This is a genomic window from Marinovum sedimenti, from assembly GCF_054052205.1.
On sequence record NZ_CM133223.1, the window covers coordinates 3,387,551 to 3,413,869 of the forward strand.

The window sequence follows — 26,319 nt, forward strand, 5'->3', positions numbered from 1 at the left end:
GCATGTTTGATATTCGCCCTGTGGGCTACGTAATCGGATTGTTGGTGGCCATGCTCGGCGCCCTGATGTTCCTGCCCTTCCTCGTCGATGTGGCCGAGGGGCGCGGGCATTGGCCGGTGTTTGTCGAAAGCGGCGTGATCACCATGCTGTCGGGCGGCTTGATTGCGCTGGCCTGCTCCAATGGCGTCAAAGAGGGTCTCTCGATCCAGCAGACCTTCCTTCTCACCACCGGCGTCTGGCTGGCGCTGCCGGTGTTCGGGGCGCTGCCCTTCGTGTTCGGCGCCACCGAGGCCCGCTTTGTCGATGCCTTTTTCGAGGCGATGTCGGGGCTGACCACCACCGGCTCCACGGTGTTTTCGGGCCTTGATACCCTGCCCAAGGGGCTGTTGCTCTGGCGCGGCTTGCTGCAATGGGTCGGCGGCATCGGTATCATTGTTGTGGCCATGGTCTTCCTGCCCGAACTGCGCGTCGGCGGGATGCAGATTTTCCGCGCCGAATCCTTTGATACCATGGGGAAAATCCTGCCCCGCGCCACCCAGATCGCCAGCCAGATTTCGGTGATCTACATCAGCCTGACGCTGATCTGCGCCTTGCTCTACATCGCCTTTGGCATGAACCCGTTTGATGGCTCTGTCCATGCGCTGACCACAATCGCGACGGGCGGATTTTCCAACTACGACGCCTCCTTCGGCGCCCTCTCCGGGCCGCTCGAATACGTCGCTTCGGTCTTCATGATTCTCGCGGCGCTGCCCTTCGTGCGCTACGTTCAGCTGCTCAACGGTGCCTCCCGCCCGCTGTTTCGCGACAGCCAGGTGCAGGTGTTTCTCATCACCGCCTTCGTGCTCGTCACCTTTGCCGCCGCCGTCCTGATGGCCACCAAACCCCTCCCGCCCGAGCAGGCCTTCCGCGAGGCCCTGTTCAACATCACCTCGATCCTGACCGGCACCGGCTATGCCTCGGTCGATTACATGGGCTGGGGCCCGATGATGATTTCGCTGTTCTTCTTCATTGGTCTGATCGGCGGCTGTGCGGGCTCAACCGCCTGTTCCGTCAAGATTTTCCGCTACCAACTGCTGTTTTCCTCAATCCGCGTTCAGCTCAAACGCATCCGCTCGCCCAACGGCGTCTTCACCACAAGGTTCGAAGGCCGCCCCGTTGGCGATGATGTCCTCAGCTCGGTAATGTCGTTCTTCATGTTTTTCGTGGTGTCGATGGGCGTTCTGTCGGTGCTGCTCTCGGCCACCGGCCTCGATTTTGTCACCTCGGTTTCGGGCGCGGCGACGGCGCTGGCCAACATCGGGCCGGGGCTTGGCCCGGTCATCGGCCCCTCGGGAAACTTCGCCTCGCTCAATGACGCGGCCAAGTGGCTTTTGTCGGCGGCGATGCTGATCGGACGGCTCGAATTGCTCGCGGTCTATGCGATCCTCACGGTAAACTTCTGGCGGGCCTGACCAATGCGCCTTTTCGGTGCAAATTGATGGCATCTGGGGGCGAACAGATAGCGAACAAGGCTTTTCAGACCGGGCCAGAGGGTCTAGTGTTGCGCGCATGAGCAGTTTTGATGAAATGGACGCCTTCGACGCGGCCTCTTCCCTGTCCCAGCGCGCCATGGCGGCGCGCCCCACGCCCTATCTCGACGGGTTGAACCCGGCCCAGCGCGAAGCGGTTGAGGCGTTGGATGGCCCCGTGTTGATGCTAGCGGGGGCGGGCACCGGCAAGACCAAGGCGCTGACCACACGGATCGCGCATCTGCTGAACACCGGCCGCGCCCGCCCGAATGAGATTTTGGCAGTGACCTTCACCAACAAGGCCGCGCGCGAAATGAAAGTGCGCGTCGGCAAATTGCTGGGCCAGACGGTCGAGGGCATGCCGTGGATGGGCACGTTTCACGCCGTCGGCGTCAAACTCCTGCGCCGTCATGCCGAGCTTGTCGGGCTGAAATCAAACTTCACTATTCTCGACACCGACGACCAGTTGCGTCTGCTCAAACAACTGCTGCGCGCCGCGGATATCGATGACAAACGCTGGCCGGCGCGCCAACTCGCGCACATCATCGACGGCTGGAAAAACCGCGCCTGGACGCCCGACAAGGTGCCCGCCGCAGACGCGGGGGCCTACAACAACCGCGGCGTCGAACTCTATGCGCAATACCAGACCCGCCTGCGCGAGCTGAACGCTTGCGATTTCGGCGATCTGCTGCTGCATTGCGTGACGATTTTCCAGTCCCACGAAGACATTCTTGCGCAATACCAACGCTGGTTCCGCTACATCCTTGTCGACGAATACCAAGATACCAACGTCGCCCAATACCTCTGGCTGCGGCTGCTCGCGGGCGGGCATAAAAACGTCTGCTGCGTCGGTGACGATGACCAATCGATCTATGGCTGGCGTGGGGCCGAGGTGGGCAATATCCTGCGGTTCGAAAAGGATTTTCCTGGTGCCAAGGTTGTCCGGCTCGAGCAGAATTACCGCTCGACCCCGCATATTCTGGCCGCCGCTGGTGCGGTGATCGCGGGCAACAAGGGCCGGCTTGGCAAAGAGCTCTGGACCGAGGCGGAAAGCGGTGAAAAAGTCCGCCTGATCGGCCATTGGGACGGCGAGGAAGAGGCCCGCTGGATCGGCGAAGAGATCGAGGCGATGCAGGGCGGCACCCGCGGCATGCGGGGCTTTTCGCTGGATGACATGGCAATTCTGGTGCGCGCCTCGCACCAAATGCGCGCCTTCGAGGACCGGTTTTTGACCATCGGCCTGCCATACCGCGTGATCGGCGGCCCGCGCTTTTACGAGCGGATGGAAATCCGCGATGCCATGGCCTATTTTCGCGTCGTCATCAGCCCCGAAGACGATCTGGCGTTCGAGCGCATCGTCAACACCCCCAAGCGCGGCCTCGGCGACAAGGCCCAGCAAACCATCCAGCGCATGGCGCGCGAAAACGGCGTGCCGCTGGTCCAGGGCGCGCGGCTGGCGGTGCAAAGTGGCGCGATCAAGGGCAAGGGCGGCAACGAACTGGCCAAACTGCTCGACGGGCTGGCGCGCTGGGGCCGGATGACGGGCGAAAAGGATGTCACCCACGTCGAACTGGCTCAGATCATCCTCGACGAATCCGGCTACACCGCGCATTGGCAGAACGACAAAACGCCCGAGGCGCCGGGCCGGCTTGAAAACCTCAAGGAACTGGTCAAGGCGTTGGAAAACTTCGAAAACCTGCAAGGGTTCCTCGAACACGTCAGCCTAATCATGGACAACGAAAGCGAAGAGTCCGGGGCCAAGGTTTCGATCATGACGTTGCACGGCGCCAAGGGGCTCGAATTCCCCGCCGTCTTCCTGCCCGGTTGGGAAGACGGGTTGTTTCCGTCCCAGCGCAGCATGGATGAAAGCGGCGTCAAAGGTCTCGAGGAAGAGCGCCGGCTGGCCTATGTCGGCATCACCCGCGCCGAAGAGGTCTGTACGATTTCCTTTGCCGCCAATCGGCGGGTGTTTGGCCAATGGCAATCGCAATTGCCGTCGCGGTTTGTCGATGAGCTGCCCGAGGATCATGTGGAGGTTCTTACCCCGCCCGGTATCTATGGCGGCGGGGGCGGCATGGCGGCCCAAAGCTTTGGCACCGGCATTCAGGACCGCGCGGCGGACGCCAATGTCTATAATTCTCCCGGTTGGCGCCGCTTGCAAGACCGGCAAAGCCAGCGCCCGATGGCGCAACCCAGCGAAAGCCGCAACACGGTGATCGACGCCACCGCGCTGTCCAGCTTCACTGTCGGAGAGCGCGTGTTCCACCAAAAGTTCGGCTATGGCGAGGTCATCGGGATCGAGGGCGACAAGCTCGAGATTGCCTTTGAAAAGGCCGGCACCAAGAAAGTTGTGGCGCGCTATATCTCCAGCTCGGATGACGTGCCGTTCTAGCGCAAACAGCGCGCCTCGCCATCCCGTGCCCCTAACTTGACCGCTCAAGAAAACTGTGACGCCGGTGCAAAACCGGCGCTGCCCCACAACGGCAAATGCCCAGATCCGCGCCCCAATAGGCCGGGGCAGGAGGCCGGCCGGGCAATCCCTCTGGTTGATCACGGTCTGGTGTATTTCCGTGAAGCGATGCAAGCGGCGCATAGCTCGGCACCGCCCATCTGGCACACACAATCCGGCAATCGCATCAGACCCCCAAAAACAAAAACGACGACATGAGGGAGGTCATGTCGCCGTCTTAATGTACCTGCGCCTCAGAATGGGAGGAGACGAAGCGCTGGTTATGTCGGACCTCAGGCAATCGGGAGGAACGCCTTTGGCCCTGGTATTCCCGGCCGCAATGGGAGGAGAACGGCAAGGAAATCGTTGTGAGCCAACAGGTTGGCCCGGAATTTGAGAGCGGCGACACGAGGGAGGTCGTGTCGCCGACTTTTACAACCGCGCCTCAGAATGGGAGGAGACGAAGCGCTGGTCGTGTCGGACCTCAGGCAATCGGGAGGAACGCCTTTGGTCCTGGTATTCCCGGCCGCAATGGGAGGAGAACGGCAAGGAAATCGTTGTGAGCCAACAGGTTGGCCCGGAATTTGAGAGCGGCGACACGAGGGAGGTCGTGTCGCCGACTTTTACAACCGCGCCTCAGAATGGGAGGAGACGAAGCGCTGGTCGTGTCGGACCTCAGGCAATCGGGAGGAACGCCTTTGGTCCTGGTATTCCCGGCCGCAATGGGAGGAGAACGGCAAGGAAATCGTTGCGAGCCAATAGGTTGGCCCGGAATAAAGGGGCGGCGACATCAGGGAGGAGGAGAGATGCCGCCGCTTAGACACAGAAGGCTCAGGGAGGAGGAGAGAGCCGTCTGATCTGTTGTTAGTTGTAGGCCGCGTGATAGGCGACGCGACGAATTTCGCTGTGGTTCAGGCCAAGATCGGCCAGCTCACGTGCTGTCAGGCTCTGAAGCTCACGCAGTGTGGTGCGGTAAACGCGGTACTGGGCGTAACGCGTGGAGATGGCCTGAAGCGCCGCTTGCAAACGCTGAACCGGTCCTGCATGGACGGGAGTGTTTGTGATGATGTTAGCCATGTGCGTCTTACCTTCGTATTGCCGTAGTGCCTGTGTTCGTCTGTTGAGACTAATTTAGCGAAATGCTGCGCCTGCACAATCCCCGGCAAGGTCAATGCTGCTATGCAGCATTTGCATGTGTAAGCGCTTTGAGGCGAGTGGGTTCTACGACCTAGGTCGCGAATATACCCCTTTGGGTTGCACGGCGATGCCAGTCGCATCGGAAAACGGCGAAACGCCAAGAAAACGGGCAGGAAGAAATGGAAAAGAAAATACGCGATGAACTGGCGAAACTTGAGATTCCCGGCGGTGGCAACCTTGTTTCGCGTGATTTGATTCGGGCGCTGCGGATCGAAGACGGTGTGGTGCGCTTTGTCATAGAGGCCGCGTCGCCCGCCGACGCCCGCCAGATGGAGCCTTTGCGCGCCGCCGCCGAACGCGCGGTCGCCTCTATAGAGGGTGTGCGCGCGGCGCATGTGGCCCTGACCGCGCATGACACGCAGGGCAGTGGGGGCAAACCGCCACCCAGTCTCAAGATCGGCGGCCACCCCAAGCCGCAATCCGGGCCGATCAAGCCCGCCGGCGTCAAACGCATCATTGCGATTGCCTCGGGCAAGGGCGGCGTCGGCAAATCCACGGTCTCGTCCAACCTCGCGGTGGCGCTGTCGCGCGCGGGCAAAAAGGTCGGGCTTCTGGACGCCGATATATACGGTCCGTCGCAGCCGCGCATGATGGGCGTCAGCGCGCGCCCGGCCAGCGCCGATGGCAAGGTGCTCGAACCCCTGCACGCGCATGGCGTCACGATGATGTCGATCGGGCTGATGGTCGATCCGAACAAGGCCATTGTCTGGCGCGGCCCGATGTTGATGGGCGCCTTGCAACAGATGCTGGGGCAGGTGAACTGGGGCGAACTGGACGTGCTGCTAGTCGATCTTCCGCCCGGAACCGGCGACGTACAGCTCACTCTGTGCCAAAAATCTGATCTCTCCGGCGCCATCGTGGTCTCAACCCCGCAAGACGTGGCGCTTCTGGATGCCCGCAAAGCGGTGGACATGTTCGCCACGCTGAAAACCCCGATCCTTGGCCTGATCGAGAATATGTCGCTGTTTCACTGTCCCAATTGCGGACATGAGGCGCATATCTTTGGGCATGGCGGCGTGGTGGCCGAGGCAGAAAAGATGGCGGTGCCGCTCTTGGCGCAACTGCCAATCGATCTCGACACCCGCCTGGCTGGCGACGGTGGCACACCAATTGCCGCGGGCTCCGGTCCAATGGCAGAGGCTTACGCCCAATTGGCGCAAGGTTTGATCCGCAGCGGCATCATCTAACGCCGCCCCCCGCGGCCAGCGAAAATTTATCGATAAATTTTCCTAAATTCCGTCAACGGAATTCGGCCCCTGTGGCACCGCATGCACCCGGGTTTAAACTCGGGTGCACTTTGCAGTGGAGCAGCGCAGGCATTCCGCCGACGGAAAAATAGGCCTGACAGCGCCAAACCCTGGCGCACACAGGTCAACTCTGTCCCAACCACCTTTCATTTTCCACATGCGTCTCAGCACCCTCCGGCCCCGCGCACCTGCGGGCCGTCATAAGGATGTGCCTCGTTCCCCTCTGGATATCCCCGCAAACCCCATCCCACTGCGCGCCGCCTCCATCACAAGAGAAGAGGGCGCACCGCATTTAGCCTACGCCGAACCCAAAAGTGCCAATCGTGGCCCAAACGCTCCGCCAATTGGGATCGAAGTGGGAAATCATGGGCCGCACGGGAAAACATGGGACGGATGGGAAATCATGGCACGCCCTGCATCGCGATTCTACGAATTGCCTCTCGATTCCGTGATTCGCGTGTGATTCAATCACCCCGGTACACCCAAATGCCCGGTGCAAACCGGCTGGCACATCGGAAATCAGACCCCGAATGACCAGCGCCTGTCATTCTCTTGGGAAAACGTGGGAAAAAAATCACATGAGAGCGGATACTACATCTAGTATAGGCAAGAAGCCGCTTCCGCTAAGAATTCCAAAATTAGCCTCAATTTGACCCCAATATGTTGTTTTCCACAGGGGCTGTGGACAATATGATGTGGGGCTTTCCCATTTTTGACTGTTGATTTCCATAAATTCCCATGGCATCCCTAGTATCACGATGAGGGACGGAACAAGGGGCACCAAACGACCCCGCAACCAACTCCGAATAAAAATAAGAACAAGGTTTCATACAGGCACCGTTCTTCATCGAAACAAGAGATCCGGCGCGCGGGCGAGCAGACATCCCCCCAGGTGGCGCGCGCAGCTGGACATCCCGCACAGCGGGACATGCGGCGGGTTGATCAGTGGCAGCAGATCAACCCGCCGTTTCTACATCCAAATTTAGGCAAATGCGCGGGGGCGCAAGGCAAAGGACGGCAGGACAGTGGGCCGCAGGTTCAGAGGCGAAAGCCAGCACAAGGTTGATACGAAGGGCAGGGTGTCTATCCCGGCCTCGTTTCGCCGTGTGATTGAGGCTGCCGACGCGAACTGGAAGTCCGGCGAAAGCCCCGAGCTGGTGATCGTTTATGGGGATCACCGCCGCAATTACCTCGAATGTTACACGATGGAAGCGATCGAAGAAGTCGACGCCAAGATTGATGCGCTGCCGCGTGGCTCGATGCAGCGTAAGATGCTGCAACGCATGTTCCACGGCCAATCTTATCCGACAAATGTTGACGAAACCGGGCGGCTGGTGCTGCCCGCGAAGCTGCGCGAGAAGATCGGCCTGTCGAAAGAGGCCTTCTTTATTGCCGCCGGTGACACCTTCCAAATTTGGAACCCTGCCACCTATGAAGAGGAAGAACTGGCCAAGACCGAGGAATGGCTCGACGATCTGCCAGAGGATTTCGATCCGCTCTCCTTCCTTGATGGTCCCCTTGACGCCCCCCAAACTCCGCCGGCCGAGGAGGCCTGACCCATGGCCGGTGCTGCCACACCTTCCGCCCCCCATATTCCCGTCCTGATCCGCCCGCTGATCACGGCTGTTTCGCCGGTGTCCGGCACTTGGATCGATGGCACATTCGGCGCCGGGGGCTATACCCGCGCGCTGCTTGACGCCGGTGCCGACGAAGTGGTCGCGATTGACCGCGACCCCCTGGCGTTTGAGCTGGCCGAAGCTTGGCTCAGTGACTACGACGGCCGGGTGCGCTGCGAAAAAACCGTGTTTTCCGCGATGGATGAGGTGGCGCAGGGCGTCGACGGCGTGGTGCTTGATCTCGGCGTTTCCTCCATGCAGCTTGACCGCGCCGAACGCGGCTTTTCCTTTATGCGGGACGGACCGCTCGACATGCGGATGAGCCAGGATGGCCCAAGCGCCGCCGATCTGGTCAACACCCTCTCCGAACAGGATCTGGCCGAAATCCTCTATGTCTTTGGCGAAGAACGCGCCTCGCGCCGGATTGCCAAGAACATCCTGCGGTTCCGCGAAGACACGCCGTTTGAAACCACCCTGCAACTCGCCGGTGTGATCGAACGCTCGCTGCCGCGCTCCAAACCCGGTCAAAGCCACCCGGCGACACGCTCTTTTCAAGCGCTGCGCATTGCGGTGAACGACGAATATACCGAGCTTTTCGAAGGCCTTATGGCCGCCGAACGCGCGCTAAAACCCGGTGGCCTACTCGCGGTCGTCACCTTCCATTCGATCGAAGACCGGATGGTCAAACGCTTCTTCCAGGCCCGCGCCGGGCACTCGGGCAACTTCAATCGCTACGCACCGCAGGTCGACGCGGTGCCGGCACAGTTTGATATCGTGACGCGCAAGGCGGTCGGCCCCGACAAACAGGAACTGGCAGAAAACCCGAGGTCCCGCTCGTCCCGTCTGCGCGTGGCGCGGCGCACAGAGCTCGCGGCCGGTTCGGTCGACGCCAAATCCATTGCGATGCCGCAACTGAAGGGGAAAAGGTAATGCGGTCCTTTCTGTATGTGATGACTGCCTTTGCCGTGATCGGGCTTGCCTTCTGGGCCTATCATGAGAACTACAAAACCCAGGAAGCCATTGAAAGAACAGCCCAATTGCAGCGCGAAATCGGCGCAGACCGCGCCCGACTTTCCGTATTGCGCGCCGAATGGGCCTATCTCAATCGCCCCGACCGGCTGCGCGATCTGGCCGAGCTGAATTTTGACCGCCTCGGCCTTTTGCCGCTGCGCCCCGGTCATTTTGGCAACGTCGATCAGGTCGAATTCCCGGTGCAGGATTTCGACAATCTCGAAGACATCACCAATTCCGTTCCCGTGTCCTCGCAGGGCGCAGATGGAGAGCAAGAGCCATGATCCGCACGCCGCTGCGCCCGCTGGCCCGTATTCTGGACGCCCGCCAAAAGGGTGAAAACCCCGACGCCATCGAACGCGAAAACATTCGCCTGCGTCACGAAGAGATGCGCGACAAGCTGCGCCTGCGGGCCGAACAGCGCCTTATGCTGCTGGGCATTATGTTTTTCTGTGCCTTTCTTGTTATCGGCGGTCGCATGGGTGGTCTGGCCGCGTCGGAGCCCTCAGAGCCGCGCGGTGCCTCGAATGGCGCGTCGATCATCGCACAACGCGCTGATATCGTTGATCGCAAGGGCCGCATCCTTGCCACCAACATGGAAACCTATTCGCTTTACGCCCACCCGCACCAGATGATCGACCCGAAACGGGCCGCGACGGAACTGGGGCGTATCTTCCCCGATGTTGACGTCGCAGACCTTACCAAACGGTTTACGTCTGACCGAAAATTCATGTGGATTCGCAAAAAACTGTCGCCCGAGCAAAAGCAAGCGGTGCATGACATTGGCGAACCCGGCCTGCTGTTTGGCCCCCGCGAAATGCGCCTTTATCCCAATGGCGCGGTCGCGGCGCATGTGCTTGGCGGCTATGGGTTTGGCCGCGAAGGCGTGCATTCCGCCGAAGTCATCGGCACCGCTGGCATCGAAAAGTTCGCCGATGACACCCTGCGTGACCCCGCCCGCGAAGGCGCCCCGCTCGAGCTTTCCCTCGATCTCACCATTCAGGCCGCCGCGGAAAAAGTGCTTTATGGCGGCATGAAAATCATGGGGGCCAAAGGGGCTGCCGCGATTTTGATGGACGTCACCAACGGCGAAATTCTCGCCCTCGCCAGCCTCCCGGATTTCGACCCAAACGACCGGCCTTTGCCGGCTTTGGGCGATGATCCCTCGATCAGCCCGCTGTTCAATCGCGCGGTGCAGGGCGTCTACGAACTCGGCTCTACCTTCAAGATTTTCGCCGCCGCGCAGGCGATGGACCTCGGCCTCGTCAACCCCGGCACCATGGTCGATATCCGTGGCCCGCTGCGCTGGGGCAAACACCGGATCCGGGATTTTCACAACTATGGCCGTGAGTTATCGGTCACAAAGGTGATCGTGAAATCCTCCAACATTGGCACCGCGCGCCTGGCCCAGATGATCGGCACCCCGCGTCAAAAGACCTTCCTCGAAGACCTCGGCTTCTTCGACATCACCCCGGTCGAGCTGCAAGAGGCCAAGGCCGCCCGCCCGCTGTTGCCGCCAAATTGGTCCGAGCTCAGCACCATGACCATCTCGTACGGCCACGGCCTCTCGGCCTCGCCTTTGCACCTCGCTTCGGCTTATGCCGCGGTTGCCAATGGCGGGTTTGCCGTCGCGCCGACCCTGCTGCGCCAAAAGACCCCGCGTCAGGGCGAGCGTGTGATGTCGGCCAGCGCCGCTGCCGCCTCGCGCGCCATGCTGCGGCTGGTGGTCAGCCACAAGGAAGGCACCGCCAGCTTTGGCGAGGTCGACGGCTATGCGGTTGGCGGCAAGACCGGCACCGCCGACAAACCCAAGCCCAAAGGCGGCTATTACACCGACAAGGTCATCGCCACCTTTGCCTCGATCTTCCCGATCCACGATCCGAAATATGTCCTCATCGTCACCCTCGATGAGCCCGAAATCCATGCCGCAGGCGAATTGCGCCGCACCGCCGGTTGGACGGCCGTGCCCGTCGCCGCCGAGATGATCGAACGCCTCGCGCCGCTGCTTGGCCTAAGACCCACGATTGAACCCGCCGAACTCGCTGGTATAACGCTCACCAGTCAGTGACGGGGGCGTTATGCGCACAACCAAATCGCTCGCAGACCTCGGGCTCAGTGCCCGCGGCGGAGCAGAGGCCGGGATCACCGGAATAACAGTGGACAGCCGCGAGGTGAAAGAGGGGTTCCTCTTTGCCGCGCTGCCCGGCGCACGGGTGCATGGGGCAGAGTTCATTCAATACGCTTTGCGGATGGGCGCAGGCGCGGTGCTCACCGATGCCAAGGGCGCGCGCATTGCCGCCGAGGTGCTTGATGCCTCGCACGCCGCCCTGATCATCGCCGAAGACCCGCGACAGGTGCTCGCCTACACCGCCGCGCTGTGGTTTGGCGCCCAGCCCGAGGTGATGGTGGCCGTCACCGGCACCAATGGCAAAACCTCGGTCTCCACCTTTTGCCGCCAGCTCTGGATGGCGCTCGACCTTGATGCCGTCAACCTTGGCACCACCGGGGTCGAGGGCGCATGGGAGGCCCCGCTCGCCCACACCACGCCCGAGCCGGTCACCCTTCACCGCAGCCTCGCAGCCGCGGTTGCCAACGGCATCACCCACGCCGCGATGGAGGCGTCAAGCCACGGTCTCGAACAGCGCCGCCTTGATGGTGTCCAACTGCGCGCCGCCGGATTCACCAACTTCACCCAAGACCACCTCGATTATCACCACACCTTCGAGGCCTATTTCGAGGCCAAGGCCGGTCTCTTCACCCGCGTCCTCCCCGAAGACGGCACCGCCGTGCTCAATATGGACGACCCAAAGGTGGCCAATCTCGAGCCGATCTGCACCGCGCGCGGCCAAAAGGTGCTGACAGTGGGGCAGGCGGCAGGCTGTGACCTGCGCCTCGCCGCGCAACGCTTTGACGCCACCGGGCAGGATCTGCGGTTTGAATGGCAAGGCCAGCCCCACCAGGTCCGCCTCAAACTCATCGGCGGGTTCCAGGCCGCCAACGCCCTGATGGCCACCGGTCTGGTGATCGCCGCCGGAGAAGACCCGGCCCGCGTGTTCGATGCCCTCTCTGATCTCGGCACCGTCCGGGGCCGCATGCAGCTCGCCGCGACCCGCGCCAACGGCGCCGCCGCCTTCGTCGATTACGCCCACACCCCCGATGCCGTCAAAACCGCGCTCTCGGCGCTGCGCCCGCACGTCATGGGCCGCCTGATCGCCATCATCGGCGCGGGCGGCGACCGCGACACCGCCAAACGCCCGCTGATGGGCGAGGCCGCGCGCGACAACGCCGACATCGTGATCGTCACCGACGATAACCCCCGCTCCGAAGACCCCGCCACCATCCGCGCCGCCGTCATGGCGGGCGCCGGTCCCGACGCCACCGAAGTCGCCGACCGCGCCGAAGCCATCCTGCGCGGCGTTGACATGCTGATGCCCGGCGATGCGCTTCTGATCTGCGGCAAGGGCCACGAAAGCGGCCAGGTGGTGGGCGACATCACCTATCCGTTCGACGATTGCGAACAGGCCAGCGTTGCGGTCTCGGCGCTCGACGGGGTCAACCCATGACGCTCTGGACGGCGCAAGACGCCGCCACCGCCACCGAGGGCCGCGCCACCACCGGTTGGCAGGCCACCGGCGTCTCGATCGACACCCGCACCCTGCAACCCGGCGATCTTTTCGTCGCGCTAAAGGCCGCGCGCGACGGCCATGAGTTCGTCGCCCAGGCGCTGGCCAAGGGCGCGGCGGCGGCCCTCGTCACCCATATTCCCGACGGCGTGCCCACAGACGCGCCCCTCCTGATCGTCAAAGACGTGCTCGAAGCGCTCGAAGCCCTTGGCCGCGCCGGACGCGCCCGCACAAATGCCAAAGTCATCGCCGTCACCGGCTCCGTCGGCAAAACCTCGACCAAGGAAATGCTGCGCGAGATGCTGTCGGACTTTGGCGCCACCCACGCCTCTGTCGCGAGCTATAACAACCATTGGGGCGTGCCGCTCACCTTGGCCCGCATGCCCGCCGACACCGACTTTGCGGTGATCGAAATCGGCATGAACCACCCCGGCGAAATCGCCCCGCTGTCGCGCCTCGCGCGCCCTCATGTGGCGATGATCACCACGGTCGCCCCGGCCCACCTCGAAGCCTTTGGCAACATCGACGGCATCGCCCGCGAAAAAGCCGCCATCCTCGCCGGTCTCGAACCGGGCGGCACCGCCGTCTTCAACGCCGAAGTCGCCACCGCCCCGATTCTCAAATCCGCCGCCACCGATGCAGGCGCGCGCTACGTTGGCTTTGGCGAGGTCGCAGGCGCCGCCTTCACCCTGACGCAAGTTGAGATGAGCCAAGGCGTGACCGTCGCGCAAGCGCATGCGTTCACCAGCAAACTGTTCTACAAAATCGCCGCCACCGGCCGCCATTTCGCAATGAACGGCCTCGGCGTGCTGGCTGTGGCCGACGTCCTAAACCTCGACCCGGCCCAAGCTATCGCCGCCCTGGGCCGCTGGGCCCCGGTCAAAGGCCGTGGCGAGCGTCAGAAAATCACCCTCGACCCCGCGCGCACCGACCAAATCCTCGAGCTGATCGACGACAGCTACAATGCCAATCCCGCCTCGATGGCGGCCTCGCTCGCCGTTCTCGCCGCAACCCCGTTGCGCGCGCAAGACAACCGCCCCACCGGTCGGCGCATCGCCTATCTCGGCGACATGGCCGAGCTGGGTGTCACCGCCCCGCAACTCCACGCTGAAATCGCCAGCCTCGCGGCGGTCCAGGACATCGACACCGTGCACTGTATCGGCCCCCTCACGCGCCACCTCTGGCAAGCACTGCCAGCCGATAAGCGCGGGCTCTGGCACGAAAAAACCGCCGACATGCTCCCCGAGATGCGCCGAGACCTGCGCGCGGGCGACATCGTGCTGATCAAAGGATCGAACTCGATTGGCCTCTCGGCGCTGGTTGACGTGATCCTGAAAATGGGCCAAGGCAGCGCTCAATAAGTGGTAGGGAAGGGGCAATAGATGCTCTACTGGTTGACAGCACTGTCCGACGGCGGGGATTTCTTCAATCTTTTCCGATACATCACGTTCCGCGCGGGCGGAGCCTTCATGACGGCGCTGATCTTCGGCTTCCTGTTCGGCCCGCCGCTGATCGGTGTCTTGCGCCGGCGTCAGGGCAAAGGCCAGCCGATCCGCGAAGACGGCCCCGAGGGCCATATGTCCAAGGCCGGCACCCCCACGATGGGCGGCCTGCTGATCCTGAGCGCGCTTGTCACCTCGACCCTGCTCTGGGCCCGCCTCGACAACCCCTACGTGCTGATGGTGCTGTTTGTCACCTTGGCCTTTGGTCTGATCGGCTTTGCCGACGATTACGCCAAGGTCTCCAAGCAAAACACCAAGGGCGTGCCCGGTCGCATCCGCCTGCTGCTCGGCTTTGCCATCGCCGGGGTCGCCGCCTATTGGGCCGCGATCTACCACCCCGATGACCTGCAATTCCGCCTCGCGCTGCCGGTGTTCAAAGACACGCTGCTCAACTTTGGCTGGCTGTTCCTGCCGTTTGCGATGTTCGTTATCGTCGGTGCCGCCAACGCGGTAAACCTGACCGACGGCCTCGACGGCCTCGCCATCATGCCGGTGATGATCGCCGCTGGCACCCTCGGCGTGATCGCCTATGCCGTGGGCCGCGTCGACTTTACCGAATACCTCGATGTTCACTACGTGCCGGGCACCGGCGAGATCCTGATCTTCACCGCCGGTCTGTTCGGCGGCGGCCTCGGCTTCCTGTGGTACAACGCCCCCCCGGCGGCGGTCTTCATGGGCGACACCGGTTCCCTCGCGCTCGGAGGTGCCCTCGGCGCCATCGCAGTCGCCACCAAACACGAGATCGTCCTCGGCATCGTCGGCGGCCTGTTCGTGGTTGAGGCGATGTCGGTGATCATCCAGGTGCTCTACTTCAAACGCACCGGCAAGCGCGTCTTCCTGATGGCCCCGATCCACCACCACTACGAGAAAAAGGGCTGGGCCGAACCCACCATCGTGATCCGCTTCTGGATCATCTCCCTGATCCTCGCCATCATCGGCCTCGCCACCCTCAAGGTCCGCTAACAGCGCCAGCCAGCCACCAACCCGCGCCTCGCCAGCCCGCGGGATGGCGACCCATCGGCCACGCAGCACAGAGCCGCGCCTCGCAGGGCCGCGGTACGGCGATCCACCGGCCACGCAGCACAGAGACGCGCAGCGTCGGGCCGTGGTACGGCGACCCGACGGTCATTCCGCACACTTTATGGTGCCCCCAACTCTACGATTGAACGGACGCGCCAACGGCACCCATATCGCCGTGCCGCCGGACGGCCCGTCATGTCAGAGGCATGCCTTCGGCATGATGCGCGGCGGCTTCGCCGCTGTTAACGCGCTTGGCGCTTAGCCCGTAGGGGTCCAATCCACCGTCGCTTGGCATTCCCCGCAATTCCGGTAAACTAGGGAAATAGTGCGAAACACGCGCTGAATTGGAGTGTAGCTTTTTTTGACGAATTCCTCGCGCATCATTTCTGAATTGGTAAGCCTCGAAGCATGGTATGCCCCACTCAAATTTGACTTCACGTCACCCTTCCACGTGGCCTTGGCCTTTAATGAGGCGCGATACACTGGGGCGAGCGATACGCCGGTTGAGTTCAAGGTCAGGCTCAAGCGTGCAACCTTGGTAGTAGTCTGTGATGAACGGCTCCGTGTACCCAAATCGACGAAGGTGAGGCAATATCCAAAGCGGCAACGCACAATGAAGATTGTGGAACAGGCCGAGTCGTCAGCCAGCAGCAGTGACGAAAAGAATGTGAAAGGCAAGGCAGCCGCGAGCGGAACTAAGCCGCCTTCGATTGAGCTTGAAGCAGGCTCAAAAACCAATGCGACGACGACCGAGAAAACGGGAGGTCAGCGTGAGATGCAAGAATGCCTTGAGCAACTTGTACACCTGACGTACCGCGAAGTCGCGGGTGAACACCATTGGGACTGCAAGCCAACTCACCAAAACCATCTGGATGGTATCGGCCATGACGGACTTGAATCGATTATGGAGATCAGTCCTTTGGTAGAAAAGCGTTTGGAAGACATGAGCGTTAGGGTCTTCCTGAAATGCGTTGCAGACGATTTCGAAATTGTCGAAATTTCGGCTAAGCCTTCCGTGAAAGAGCGGATATTTGGGGATGACTTGATTCGCAGGCTGGCCCTTGCCCGAGAGGTAACTAAATACAAGTTAAAGGAGGCCCAACTTGAAGTGGTTGAATTGGAACCGAGGTTTCAAGAGGTCGTTCTCGCTGACATTCTGGCTTTGCCGGAATGACTGATGAACTGAACTCGATGCTAGAGGATTTATTTGCAAGCAACTCTCCCCGAGTAAGTACGTTTGTGAATAGGTGGTTCAAAGGAAGCGAAAGCGACAAGGCCAAGCTTTCCGTCAAGGTCACGAGATCCGCATTCTGTGAGAACTATGCCGAGCTGGAGGCGGTTGCGGATGACCTCTTCTCGAAGGAGTTTTGGCCAGAAGCAGAGGAGCTCTATCGCCATGCGCTCGAGATCCGCATGCGGACCATCGGCACCGCGCATCCCGACTATGCCATCCACCTCAACAACCTCGCGCACGTGGTGCAGGCGCAGGGCCGCTCCGCCGAGGCCGAGGAGCTGTATCGCGAGGCGCTGGAGATCGGCGCCAAGACCATCGGCACCGCGCATCCCTCGTATGCCACCCACCTCAACAACCTCGCGGGTGTGGTGAAGGCGCAGGGCCGCTACGCCGAGGCCGAAGGGCTCTATCGCGAGGCGCTGGAGATCGACGCCGCGACCATCGGCACCGCGCATCCCAACTATGCCATCCGCCTCAACAACCTCGCGGGCGTGGTGCAGGCGCAGGGCCGCTACGCCGAGGCCGAGGGGCTGTATCGCGAGGCGCTGGAGATCGACGCCAAGACCATCGGCACTGCCCATCCCGAGTACGCCGCCCGCCTCAACAACCTCGCGGACACTTTGGTAAAACTCGACCGGCCCGGCGAGGCGCGCCCGCTGTTTGAACAGGCGCTGGACATCTTCCGCGCCACCCTGCCACCCGAGCATCCGTATATCGCCGGGGTCGAAGGACACATCGCCAAACTCCCCGCGCCGTAGGGTGAGCGCCAACCCGCGCCGCCAACCCCACAGGCATCTGTACACATACGCCGGACCCATCGCCCCATTTGTACAAAACTCACGCCTCTGATAGCCCTATCCCGACACCGCTTTATGAGGCAGGCCCATGATCCCCGTCCCCGGATACCACTCCCACCGCGTCGCCATTCTCGGCCTTGGCCGCTCCGGCCTTTCCGCCGCGCGGGCGCTGCGCCAAGGCGGCGCAATCCCCGTGTGCTGGGATGACAATCCCGATGCCCGCGACCGCGCCCAAGACGACGGCTTTGAAGTCACCAACCTCCTGAAATCAGGCGCTTTTGACGATATCGCCACGCTCATCGTCTCCCCCGGAATCCCGCATCTCTACCCCGCGCCAAACCCGGTGGTGGCCGCCGCCCAAGCCGCAGGCGTGCCCGTCGACAACGACATCGGCTTGTTCTTCCGCTCCGTCGCAGATGACGAATGGCACAGCTACGACACCCCGCCGCGCGTGGTCGCCGTGACAGGTTCCAATGGAAAATCAACGACTTCCGCGCTGATCCACCACATCCTTTTGTCCTCGGGCCGCGAAGCACAGCTCGCCGGCAACATCGGTCGCGGCGTTTTGGACATCGATCCCCCCACCAACGGCGGCGTCGTGGTGCTTGAACTCTCAAGCTACCAAACCGAACTTGCCCGCGCACTGACACCAGATGTTGCGGTCTTCACCAACCTCACCCCCGACCACTTGGATCGTCACGGTGGCAAAGGCGGCTATTTCGCCGCCAAACGCCGCCTGTTTGCCGAGGGCGGCCCCGACCGCGCCGTCATTGGCGTCGACGAACCCGAAGGCCATTTCCTCGCCGGTCAACTCAGCGAAGGCCCCGGCGACGACCGCGTGATCCGCGTCTCTGTCGACACCAAACTCACCGGCCCCGGCTGGAACGTTTTCGCCCGCAAAGGCTTCCTCTCCGAGTACCGCAAAGGCCGCCAAGCCGGGTCGATAGACTTGCGTGAAATCAAAGGCTTACCGGGTGCGCACAACCACCAGAACGCCTGCGCGGCCTATGCCGCCTGTCGCACTTTGGGGCTGGCCCCGCGTGTGATCGAAGAGGCGTTCCGCTCCTTCAAGGGCCTGCCACACCGCAGCCAGTTGATCGCCGAGGCGGACGGGGTGAGCTATGTCAACGACAGCAAGGCCACCAACGTCGACAGCGCCGCCAAGGCTTTGGCAGCCTTCAAGAATATCCGCTGGATCTGTGGCGGTCTGCAAAAAGAAGGCGGTCTCGACGGCCTCGGCGCGGGCTTGGAAAACGTCGTCAAAGCCTACGTCATCGGCCGCGAAGCTGCCGGTTTCGCCCTCGGCCTGACCGCGGTCGAAGCCGAAGTCTGCACCGACATGTCCACCGCTGTCGAGCGCGCCATGGCCGAGGCGGCCCCGGGCGACACTGTGCTCCTCGCACCGGCGGCGGCAAGCTTTGATCAATACGATAACTTCGAGCAACGCGGCGTGGATTTCACTCAAAACGTGCTGGCGCGGATCGAGCACGATTGACCGGGCAGGGGCGGTGTTTGGCGGTCTCCCCTTAGGGGGCGATCCCATCGCCGCCGCTTGCTGTCTTGGTGACCCTAAAGGCCGTCGTAGTTCGCCACGGCAGGGAAAAATTCATGCAACTTCAAGGGGGTAGCGTCAGGCGCGCCTCTCCTATCGTCCGCTTATCCTACCCAAAATTCGCTTAAATCGCCCCCAGCCAAGCGCGGAAATCCGTAACCTCCGCGTTGAAAACACCATCGGCCAGCAGGTGCTCGGCGCGCGCTTGTTTCGGTGTCATCCCGAAGCGTTCCTTGAACAGACGGCTGAAGTGGGACTCACTCTTGAAGCCGCAGTCAAACGCAATACTGCCAATCGAAGCCACCCCCCCGGAGAGATCCGTCAGACGCATCAAGCTGCGTTTAAGACGGCGCGATTGCACATAGCGCCCCACGCCCCCCATCGCCGCAAACACCCGGTAAAGCTGCGCCCGCGACATGCGAAATTGCGCGGCCAGTACCTCGGGCCGCAGATCACCCGCCAGATTGGCCTCGATGTAGCGGCGGATCGCGGTGCCCAGCGCCTCAGAGGCGGATCGGTCGACCTCCTCCAAAATCTGCCCGTCGGCGGCAAGATAGGTCTGCAGCAAGGCGACCGACCCGCGAATGGCCTGCCCCGCCGCAGCTTTCTCAAGCGCGTCGATGTGGCTCCAGAGGCTTTGCATGTGGTCCCCGAACAGGCGCACAAAGGGGCTGTTGCGCGACAGCCGCATGTCGTGTGCCCGTTCCAAGAGCGCGGTGAGATTGGCGTCAAAGTCGCGCGGGATCACAAGGCTCAGGTTGTCGTAATCGGTGCTGATCCGGCTATGCGGCTTGCCGAGGTCGATCACCAGCATGTCACCCGTTTCGACAAGGCTGCCGTCGGGCAACACTCCGCCGCCGGCCGCGAAAGTCTGTACCATGAAGTGATCGAGCCCGTCCGAGGCCACCCGCTTGCGACTGCGGTGAAAGGTCTGCGCCTTTGCCTTTGATCTGCCGAACACGACCTCGCCGCTGTTGACCACGTTGATCGAACCCTCAAAGGAACATGGCCGGTGGCTGTTGTCGGGGAGATCAACGTCAAACAGCGCGCCGATTTGGGTGCGCCAGTATTCGATCTTGTCTTTGCGTTCTACCTGGGCGGTGGCGAGTTCAAGCATCGGCAAAGGAGCCCCCTTGCGAGTGTCTTTCACGTCGCCAGTCTTAGCGTTGTCAATCAGACCGGCCACAGTCAGATCCGTCATTGCTTTACCTCGGCAGTTATTCTCGTCGCATCGGACGATCAGTGCGCCTCTCAAAGATGTCTCTACGTTAATCTTTAACGCGGATGGCGAGAATGTCCACGTTTTCAGCACAGTGCCGCCCTCGTATTTGGGCCTTTCCCCTTAATGGCATGGTGATTTGAGACGGGCAGACAATGTTTCTGAGACGCAGCGGCAAGCGGCCAAGCGCCGGCTTGGCTATGGTTTCATTAATAACTGTCGGATTTCCGGCCAAATCGAGCACCCTTTTTCAATTCAGGACCTTTGCTATGAAATTACGCCCTGCCGCTTTTGCGTCCTCGACCTCTTTTCTGGCCCTGTCATTGTCGATGATGGGTTATGGACGGGGGGCCTATGCCGGTGACTGCATCGGTGGGCCAAACGATTTCTACTGCACCGGTCCGGCGGATCCGGCGACCGACATGACCCAAGCGATCACCGTCACCAGCGGCGATCTGACGATCACTGGCGATCCGTATTTTGGCCATTACACCGCTGCGGGCGACGGGATCTCGGTGACCACCACCGACACTGCCGGCGGGGTGATCCTCGATCTCACATCAGGATATTCCTACGTTCGCGGTGAGGGCAACGGCATCACCGTCGAGGCAGGCGGCAGCGGGCCGGTTCTTGTCGGGACTGGCACAGTGATCGGCCACACCGAGGACGGCGTGGATGTGACCAACTCGGCCAACGGCACCGATCTGACGGTCGTCGCGACCGGGCACGTCGTGGGCGCGCTCAACGGGATGTCGGTGGTCAATCGCGGGTCGGGGGAAACTTCTGTGACCACCACCGGCATCGACTCTGTGTCAGCCGATGATCAGGGGCTGATCGTTGCGGGCTCTGGCACCGATCTTTCGATTGTGAGCACCGGCCATGTCAATTCCGGCGGGCGCGGGATTGCCGCAATTAACAACGGTTCTGGCGCGTTAACCATCCAGTCTGAGGATGTGACCGGCGCCGGGTCCGATGGGATATTGGCCGCCAATCTGGGGGGCACCGACCTTACCGTTCACAGCACCGGTTACATCGCGGCAGAGTCGCACGGGGTGCTCGCTAGCAATCAGGGCACGGGCACGACAGAGATCACCACCCACACTGTGACCTCAGAAGAAGGCTATGGCGTCGCGGCGATCAACATGGCGCAAGCCGGCCAATTGTCCATCACCACCACCGGGCTGACAGAGGGGCATCTTGCCGGGGTCCGGGCTTTGAACCATGGCACAGGGGGCGTCACGCTGACTCTCGCGGATGTGAGCGGCGGCGATTTTTCCGCGCCCCCAACCCCATACGAACGCGGCTACGGCGTGTCCGCCTATCAAGGCGAGAACACCGATTCAGGGGTCTCTATCGTCGCAAACGGATCAGTCCGCGGCACCTATATCGGCCTCTCCGCCACATCTTGGGGGACAATTTCGGTGGTCTCGCAGGGCGAGGTCTATGGCCGGGACCGCGCGGGGATCGACACGCTCAGCTTTTACGGCACGACAATTGACAGCGCCGGCCCGATCACGGGCGCAACCGGCATCAATGCCAATAACTGGGTGTCGGGCGAGCTGTCGATTTCAGTGACCGACGTCACGGGCACCGACGGCAACGGCATTCGGGTGGCCCAGAGGAACCTGTTTTCTTACTATGATCCCGCCCCCGATGGCGACATCACAATCACCGCTACGGGCGCGGTTCAGGCATCTGGCGCGTATTCCAATGGCATCTATGCCTATCACGGCGGCAACGGCGCAATCCGCATCACCGCGAACGACGTCTCTGGCGATGGCACAGGGGCGGGCATCGTCGCGGTCACGGTTGGGGATGGCGACACAGAGATCGTCAGCACCGGCAGCGTCTCGGGCGGCGCACAAGGGATTTCGAGCCTGTCCTACGGTGCCGGCGATGTCAGCATTGACGCCGTCGACGTCTCAACCAGCTTGGACCACAACTCGAATTACACCTCTGCCGCCGTCGATGCGCGGAACATAGGTGCGACCGGAGAGGTCAACGTCACGACCACCGGCACCGTCTATGGCCGCAACATCGGGATCAGAACCCGGAATGAAAGCGGCGATGACACGACGATCACCGCGACGGATGTGGTGGGGCAAAACGTCTATGGCATCTTTGCCTCCCAAACCGGCGATGGCATGCTGAACATCACCAGCACTGGAACTGTGACCGGCGGCCTTGCCGGGGTGCGCGTTGGGGATATCGGCGGCGGTGCCAACATCACCGTGAACAACGTCACCACCACCGGCTACTCCGACGTAGAATTTCCATCGACCTACGTTTATGACCCCAGCACAGGCTATTATGAGCCCCAAAGCCTTGGCCGCTTCTACGGGTTGCCCGCCCATACCCCCGGCCATGGCATTCTTGTCGATGACCTAACATATGACCCGTACTACGGCACCCCTACCTTTGGCGCGCCGGGCACGAGCGGGCCGCTGAACATCACGGTCACCGGGTTGGTTGACGCCGCCGCAGATGGCATCCGCATCGACTCCGACGCGCAGGCTTTTGAAATGATTGACATTGCGGACACTGCCACCGTCGTCAGCCAAAATGGCGATGCCATCGACGCCAGCCATGCCGACACTTTTCTGCGCGTTGCGGGCACGCTTGTCGGCGGTGACGTTCTGCTCAACGACGGCAACGATCAGATGCTGGTCACGGGAAGGGGGGCAGACTTGTCCAATCTGGACCGGGTCGACGGCGGCGACGACGACGATCTGCTGATCTTCGACGACACCCGCCAACAGCTGGACTTGTTTGAGAATTTCGAGGAAACGCGCATCACCAACTTCTCGGACGTGATACTTTCGAACGCCGCGTTCACCACCGATGTGCTGCGCATTGAAGCGGGCAGCCTTCTCGGCGTTTTCGGCCAGTCGACAATCAACGCCGATATGAGCGGGCTGATGGGTGGGTTGCTGACCTCGGCCGATTTTAACCCCTATGACCAGCTGACGGTCAACGGTGACTTTGCCGGTGCAACCCTCTTTCTGGATGTTGCGCTTGATGACGACAACGCCGCCGACCGGCTTGTGGTGAATGGGGCCACCAACACCGGCAGCACGACGTTTGTCTATTTGCTCGACGTCGGCAGCGGCACAATCGACCTGTCCGCGTCGCCCGACGAAGGCATCCAGCTTATCGAGGTGAATGGCGCGTCGTCGGACGGTGATTTCGTCCTCGCAGACGGCCCCTACACCTTTGGTCCCTCGGTCTATGACCTTGGGCGCGGGGCCAGTGGCGACTTCTTCTTTGATGCGGTCGGGATGAGCGGGGCAGGGATGGTTTATCCGGCGATCTCGGGTCTGTTCGAGGATTATTGGAGCCACGCCGGGGGCCGCTTCGGACCCCCTCAGGCCGCCGGTGTGGGCAACCAACTGTCGCTGTCAAGCCAAGGCACGGGCACCGGCACCGGGACGGGCATGGGCCTCGACACGCTCTGGTTCAAACTGCAAACCACGCAGTCAGAGAAAACCCAAGCGGTCTCGGCCAGTGGCGTGACCCAGGACGCCGAAACCAGCCTGCGGTTCGGTGGGTTTGAGGTCGGCGCCGGCGTGCCGCTTGAGACCGCTTCTGCCGGGGACTGGTCGGCCACCGCCTCGCTTGGCTATGTCATCGGGGCGCTCGATGTGGACAACGCCAGCACCGGACGCTCGGCTGGCAGCGCCGAAACCACCGGCGTTTCGGCCACCGTCGGGCTGCGCTATGTCGATCAAACCGGCCTGTTCGCCCATGCCGAATTGGGCGCGCTGTTCGGTGACATCAACGTCAACACCGCAGCGGGCGACAGAGGCGATACCCAGGGCCGCAGTTTCTCCGCCAAGGTCGGCGTCGGGCGGAGCTTTACCCTCGGCAGCGGTCTGGTGGTGGCCCCCAGCGGTCAGGTCTCGGTGATCCACACCAGCATCGACTCCTTTACCGACAGTTCCGGCCTGAAAACCTCCATCGACGACCGGATGGTGTATCGGGGACGGCTGGGCGCGGATGCCTTCAAGACCATCAATTTCGCGGACTCCTCTCTGACGCTGCAAGGCGGGCTGTTTGTCGAGCACGAGACCGCCGACAACGACCGCACCGCCACGCTTGCCGGAGCCTCGGTGAGTGGCGAAGGCAGCGATATCACCTCGGGCGAGGTGAGCTTTGGGCTGGGATGGTCGGACGAGGCCGGAACTCGCACCGCCTACACCCAGCTCAGCTATAAAGAGGCACTGGGTGGCCAAGAGGCGCAAAGCCTGTCGGCGGCGGTCGGTCTTGAGATCCGGTTTTAAGGAGGATACCCCAGATGGACGCACACACACAGTACCGCCGGACTGACGTTATGCAAGCCGATGAAACCCCAAACGAACAACCGGCCACCGACGCCGGTGCGGCTGTGGCTCAGGTCAAGGCGGGAGCCGCTCCGGCCACCCCGGCCGCCCCGGCCGCTCCGGCCAAACCCGCCGTCAGCTATTCGATGTCGCCCGGCTTTGTCGGGCTGCTCAACCGCCTCAATCTGTCGGTCGCCATCAGTTCCTATCAATCGGGGCGCGTCTACCTTTTGGGGCGAAATCCGCGCGGCGGGCTGATGGTGAACGAGCAGTATTTCCAAAAGGCGATGGGGATCAGCGGTGGCGACGACGGGTTTCTTCTGGCGACGCAGTTCCAGATCCTCGAATTCCGCAATGTGCTGCGCGAAAAGGAACGCGCCGAGGAGGTGTTTGAGAAGGTCTATGTGCCGCGCCAGTCGCATGTCACCGGTGTACTTGATGCACATGATGTCGGGCGGCTGACCGACGGTCGCCCGGTGTTCGTCAATACCCGGTTCAACTGCCTTGCCACGCCGCATCCGGTGCATTCCTTCGAAGAGTATTGGCGGCCCTCCTTCGTCTCGGCCCTTGTTTCGGAGGACCGGTGCCACCTGAACGGGATGGCGATGGCCGACGGCGCGCCCGCTTATGTGACCGCGGTCAGCAAATCCGATACGATAGATGGCTGGCGCGATCGCCGGTCGGATGGCGGCGTGCTGATCGACGTGGCACGAAACGAGATCGTCTGCGAGGGTCTTTCGATGCCGCATTCGCCGCGGGTGCACAATGGCAAGGTCTGGCTGTTGAATTCCGGCGAGGGGGAGCTGGGGTATTTCGACCCCTCCGCGCCGGAGCTTGGATTCCAGCCGCAGATCTTCTGCCCCGGATTTCTACGCGGTCTGGCTCTTAGGGACGGCCATGCGTTTGTTGGCCTGTCCAAGCCGCGCTATAAAAGGTTCGAGGGGCTTGGACTTGATGCCAGATTAGCGAAGTCCGACAGCGCGCCTTGGTGTGGCGTGCAGGTCATTAATCTGGCCAAAAAGAGCGTGGCCGAGTGGTTCCGCATCGATGGCGCGGTGAGTGAGCTGTATGACGTGGCTGTTCTGCCCGGTGCGGTCTGTCCGATGCTGCTAGGGTTTGCCTCACCGGAGTTGCGAAATCTGGTGACGTACTGACCGCGCGCGTTAGGTGGGGCCGGGAAAAAGCAGGGGGCGCTGCCCCCTCGGCCTGCGGCCTCACCCCTGAGGTATTTTTAAACAGAAGAAGGGCTTAGAGACGGGGCGGCGTGTTGTTAGCTGTCATGCATCGACTTGCGCAGCCGTTCAAGGTGACCGGCAAGCACGGCGTCGACGTGGATCACGCCGGGCTGGACCGGGATTTCGGGCAACTCGAGGATACGCGCGATAGAGAAGCGGTGTTCGCCGCCGCCCCGTCGCAGGGCGCGGCCATCGCGATCGATGTGAACAAAAATGCCGCCGTGTTCGCGCCGAAAGTAGCCGGGCAAATCGCTGCGCGGGCGCAGTCTGCGGGTGCGGCTGACCTCTTCGTAGAGCGCATCCACCCCGGCGTACCGGCGCTTTAGATCGTCGAGCGTGCGGCAGCCATCGGACTGGCCTTTCTTGGCGATGGTCTCGAAGTGACGCTCGAACAGACCGGTGTCCTCCCACGGCACGCCGTTCACGAAATGGGCGTGGCAGGCGAGGTACTTGGGCGAGTCCGTGATGGGTCCGAAAGATTGATCCCAGTCGCCGCCCCGCACCAACCCACTGTGGCGGCGGCGAAATTCCGGTGCGCCGCGCTTGGGGTCGGGGGCATAGGCGGCGTGCACATCCTTGAGCGGCACAAACAGCACCTCATCGCTCAGCGGCGCGTTGTCGCGAAAGCGAAAGCGGTTGAGCAGATCGCGCGCAAACTTCTGCGGCACCTTGGCTTCGAGCGTCCGAAACAGGTTGGACGGCCGGAACGGGGGATATTCGATAGGGGCCATCCGGCTCTCCGTTAAAGGTGACGGATATGTAAGGGCTTTGCGGCGGTTTTGTAAATGTG

At 62.1% G+C, this 26,319-nt stretch carries 19 protein-coding genes; 15 read left to right on the plus strand and 4 right to left on the minus strand.

Going from position 1 to position 26,319, the window contains the following annotated elements; translation table 11 throughout:
* Positions 1 to 2: 2 nt before the first annotated feature.
* Together ACW9UO_RS16215 and ACW9UO_RS16220 are read left to right on the plus strand one after the other, a co-directional pair.
* Positions 3 to 1,451, plus strand: a complete 1,449-nt coding sequence (locus tag ACW9UO_RS16215; protein WP_457088677.1) for a TrkH family potassium uptake protein — start codon at positions 3 to 5, stop codon at positions 1,449 to 1,451.
* 97 nt (positions 1,452 to 1,548) lie between these two features.
* Positions 1,549 to 3,900 (plus strand): ATP-dependent helicase, encoded by a 2,352-nt coding sequence (locus ACW9UO_RS16220; RefSeq protein ID WP_457086801.1) that lies wholly within the window; start codon positions 1,549 to 1,551, stop codon positions 3,898 to 3,900.
* Positions 3,901 to 4,821: 921 nt separating this feature from the next.
* On the opposite strand, the gene ACW9UO_RS16225 is transcribed toward ACW9UO_RS16220, so the two are convergent.
* A complete protein-coding gene (locus ACW9UO_RS16225; RefSeq protein WP_457086802.1) occupies positions 4,822 to 5,034 on the minus strand; it encodes a DUF1127 domain-containing protein in 213 nt (70 codons plus the stop codon).
* A gap of 239 nt (positions 5,035 to 5,273) precedes the next feature.
* On the opposite strand from ACW9UO_RS16225, the gene ACW9UO_RS16230 reads away from it, so the two are divergent.
* The 11 genes from ACW9UO_RS16230 to murD all read left to right on the plus strand — a co-directional run bounded on the left by ACW9UO_RS16230 (position 5,274) and on the right by murD (position 18,699).
* Positions 5,274 to 6,341 (plus strand): Mrp/NBP35 family ATP-binding protein, encoded by a 1,068-nt coding sequence (locus ACW9UO_RS16230; protein WP_457086803.1) that lies wholly within the window; start codon positions 5,274 to 5,276, stop codon positions 6,339 to 6,341.
* A 1,085-nt stretch (positions 6,342 to 7,426) separates the two neighbouring features.
* Positions 7,427 to 7,957, plus strand: a complete 531-nt coding sequence (gene mraZ / locus ACW9UO_RS16235; RefSeq protein WP_457086804.1) for a division/cell wall cluster transcriptional repressor MraZ — start codon at positions 7,427 to 7,429, stop codon at positions 7,955 to 7,957.
* Positions 7,958 to 7,960: 3 nt separating this feature from the next.
* On the plus strand, positions 7,961 to 8,947 hold the full coding sequence (rsmH, locus tag ACW9UO_RS16240; protein WP_457086805.1) for a 16S rRNA (cytosine(1402)-N(4))-methyltransferase RsmH: 987 nt from the start codon (positions 7,961 to 7,963) through the stop codon (positions 8,945 to 8,947).
* On the plus strand, positions 8,947 to 9,312 hold the full coding sequence (ftsL, locus tag ACW9UO_RS16245; RefSeq protein WP_457086806.1) for a cell division protein FtsL: 366 nt from the start codon (positions 8,947 to 8,949) through the stop codon (positions 9,310 to 9,312). Before rsmH ends, ftsL begins: the two co-directional genes overlap by 1 nt.
* Positions 9,309 to 11,096, plus strand: a complete 1,788-nt coding sequence (locus tag ACW9UO_RS16250) for a peptidoglycan D,D-transpeptidase FtsI family protein (protein WP_457086807.1) — start codon at positions 9,309 to 9,311, stop codon at positions 11,094 to 11,096. The genes ftsL and ACW9UO_RS16250 overlap by 4 nt, the downstream gene beginning before the upstream one ends.
* Before the next feature lie 10 nt (positions 11,097 to 11,106).
* On the plus strand, positions 11,107 to 12,591 hold the full coding sequence (locus tag ACW9UO_RS16255) for a UDP-N-acetylmuramoyl-L-alanyl-D-glutamate--2,6-diaminopimelate ligase (RefSeq protein WP_457086808.1): 1,485 nt from the start codon (positions 11,107 to 11,109) through the stop codon (positions 12,589 to 12,591).
* A complete protein-coding gene (locus ACW9UO_RS16260; RefSeq protein WP_457086809.1) occupies positions 12,588 to 14,012 on the plus strand; it encodes a UDP-N-acetylmuramoyl-tripeptide--D-alanyl-D-alanine ligase in 1,425 nt (474 codons plus the stop codon). The genes ACW9UO_RS16255 and ACW9UO_RS16260 overlap by 4 nt, the downstream gene beginning before the upstream one ends.
* 21 nt (positions 14,013 to 14,033) lie before the next feature.
* On the plus strand, positions 14,034 to 15,116 hold the full coding sequence (gene mraY, locus ACW9UO_RS16265; protein ID WP_457086810.1) for a phospho-N-acetylmuramoyl-pentapeptide-transferase: 1,083 nt from the start codon (positions 14,034 to 14,036) through the stop codon (positions 15,114 to 15,116).
* A 418-nt stretch (positions 15,117 to 15,534) separates the two neighbouring features.
* Entirely contained in the window at positions 15,535 to 16,347 is an 813-nt protein-coding gene (locus ACW9UO_RS16270; RefSeq protein WP_457086811.1) for a hypothetical protein, read from the plus strand.
* Between the two features lie 65 nt (positions 16,348 to 16,412).
* Positions 16,413 to 17,165, plus strand: a complete 753-nt coding sequence (locus tag ACW9UO_RS16275; protein WP_457086812.1) for a tetratricopeptide repeat protein — start codon at positions 16,413 to 16,415, stop codon at positions 17,163 to 17,165.
* 127 nt (positions 17,166 to 17,292) lie between these two features.
* The gene (murD, locus tag ACW9UO_RS16280; protein WP_457086813.1) at positions 17,293 to 18,699 is read left to right on the plus strand and encodes a UDP-N-acetylmuramoyl-L-alanine--D-glutamate ligase; all 1,407 of its coding nucleotides are present in this window, start codon (positions 17,293 to 17,295) and stop codon (positions 18,697 to 18,699) included.
* 181 nt (positions 18,700 to 18,880) lie between these two features.
* Here murD and ACW9UO_RS16285 read toward each other — a convergent pair whose 3' ends face one another.
* Entirely contained in the window at positions 18,881 to 19,957 is a 1,077-nt protein-coding gene (locus ACW9UO_RS16285) for a helix-turn-helix domain-containing protein (protein ID WP_457086814.1), read from the minus strand.
* A gap of 67 nt (positions 19,958 to 20,024) precedes the next feature.
* Positions 20,025 to 20,219, minus strand: a complete 195-nt coding sequence (locus ACW9UO_RS16290) for a hypothetical protein (protein ID WP_457086815.1) — start codon at positions 20,217 to 20,219, stop codon at positions 20,025 to 20,027.
* 25 nt (positions 20,220 to 20,244) lie between these two features.
* Between ACW9UO_RS16290 and ACW9UO_RS16295 the strand changes: the two genes are divergently transcribed.
* Both ACW9UO_RS16295 and ACW9UO_RS16300 read left to right on the plus strand, forming a co-directional pair.
* Entirely contained in the window at positions 20,245 to 24,255 is a 4,011-nt protein-coding gene (locus ACW9UO_RS16295) for a hypothetical protein (protein WP_457086816.1), read from the plus strand.
* Positions 24,256 to 24,269: 14 nt separating this feature from the next.
* Positions 24,270 to 25,448 (plus strand): TIGR03032 family protein, encoded by a 1,179-nt coding sequence (locus tag ACW9UO_RS16300; protein ID WP_457086817.1) that lies wholly within the window; start codon positions 24,270 to 24,272, stop codon positions 25,446 to 25,448.
* 116 nt (positions 25,449 to 25,564) lie between these two features.
* On the opposite strand, the gene ACW9UO_RS16305 is transcribed toward ACW9UO_RS16300, so the two are convergent.
* Positions 25,565 to 26,260 carry a hypothetical protein gene (locus ACW9UO_RS16305; protein ID WP_457086818.1) on the minus strand — a complete coding sequence of 232 codons (696 nt, stop codon included), beginning with the start codon at positions 26,258 to 26,260 and terminating at the stop codon, positions 25,565 to 25,567.
* Positions 26,261 to 26,319: the final 59 nt, after the last annotated feature.

Bases quoted from the DNA above. Each gene is read 5' to 3' on its own strand.
- ACW9UO_RS16305 (WP_457086818.1), bottom strand. From the start codon at position 26,260: ATGGCCCCTATCGAATATCCCCCGTTCCGGCCGTCCAACCTGTTTCGG.
- ftsL (WP_457086806.1), top strand. From the start codon at position 8,947: ATGCGGTCCTTTCTGTATGTGATGACTGCCTTTGCCGTGATCGGGCTT.
- ACW9UO_RS16215 (WP_457088677.1), top strand. From the start codon at position 3: ATGTTTGATATTCGCCCTGTGGGCTACGTAATCGGATTGTTGGTGGCC.
- ACW9UO_RS16230 (WP_457086803.1), top strand. From the start codon at position 5,274: ATGGAAAAGAAAATACGCGATGAACTGGCGAAACTTGAGATTCCCGGC.
- mraY (WP_457086810.1), top strand. From the start codon at position 14,034: ATGCTCTACTGGTTGACAGCACTGTCCGACGGCGGGGATTTCTTCAAT.
- ACW9UO_RS16255 (WP_457086808.1), top strand. From the start codon at position 11,107: ATGCGCACAACCAAATCGCTCGCAGACCTCGGGCTCAGTGCCCGCGGC.
- murD (WP_457086813.1), top strand. From the start codon at position 17,293: ATGATCCCCGTCCCCGGATACCACTCCCACCGCGTCGCCATTCTCGGC.
- ACW9UO_RS16285 (WP_457086814.1), bottom strand. From the start codon at position 19,957: ATGACGGATCTGACTGTGGCCGGTCTGATTGACAACGCTAAGACTGGC.
- rsmH (WP_457086805.1), top strand. From the start codon at position 7,961: ATGGCCGGTGCTGCCACACCTTCCGCCCCCCATATTCCCGTCCTGATC.
- ACW9UO_RS16260 (WP_457086809.1), top strand. From the start codon at position 12,588: ATGACGCTCTGGACGGCGCAAGACGCCGCCACCGCCACCGAGGGCCGC.
- ACW9UO_RS16295 (WP_457086816.1), top strand. From the start codon at position 20,245: ATGAAATTACGCCCTGCCGCTTTTGCGTCCTCGACCTCTTTTCTGGCC.
- ACW9UO_RS16250 (WP_457086807.1), top strand. From the start codon at position 9,309: ATGATCCGCACGCCGCTGCGCCCGCTGGCCCGTATTCTGGACGCCCGC.
- ACW9UO_RS16220 (WP_457086801.1), top strand. From the start codon at position 1,549: ATGAGCAGTTTTGATGAAATGGACGCCTTCGACGCGGCCTCTTCCCTG.
- ACW9UO_RS16225 (WP_457086802.1), bottom strand. From the start codon at position 5,034: ATGGCTAACATCATCACAAACACTCCCGTCCATGCAGGACCGGTTCAG.
- ACW9UO_RS16300 (WP_457086817.1), top strand. From the start codon at position 24,270: ATGGACGCACACACACAGTACCGCCGGACTGACGTTATGCAAGCCGAT.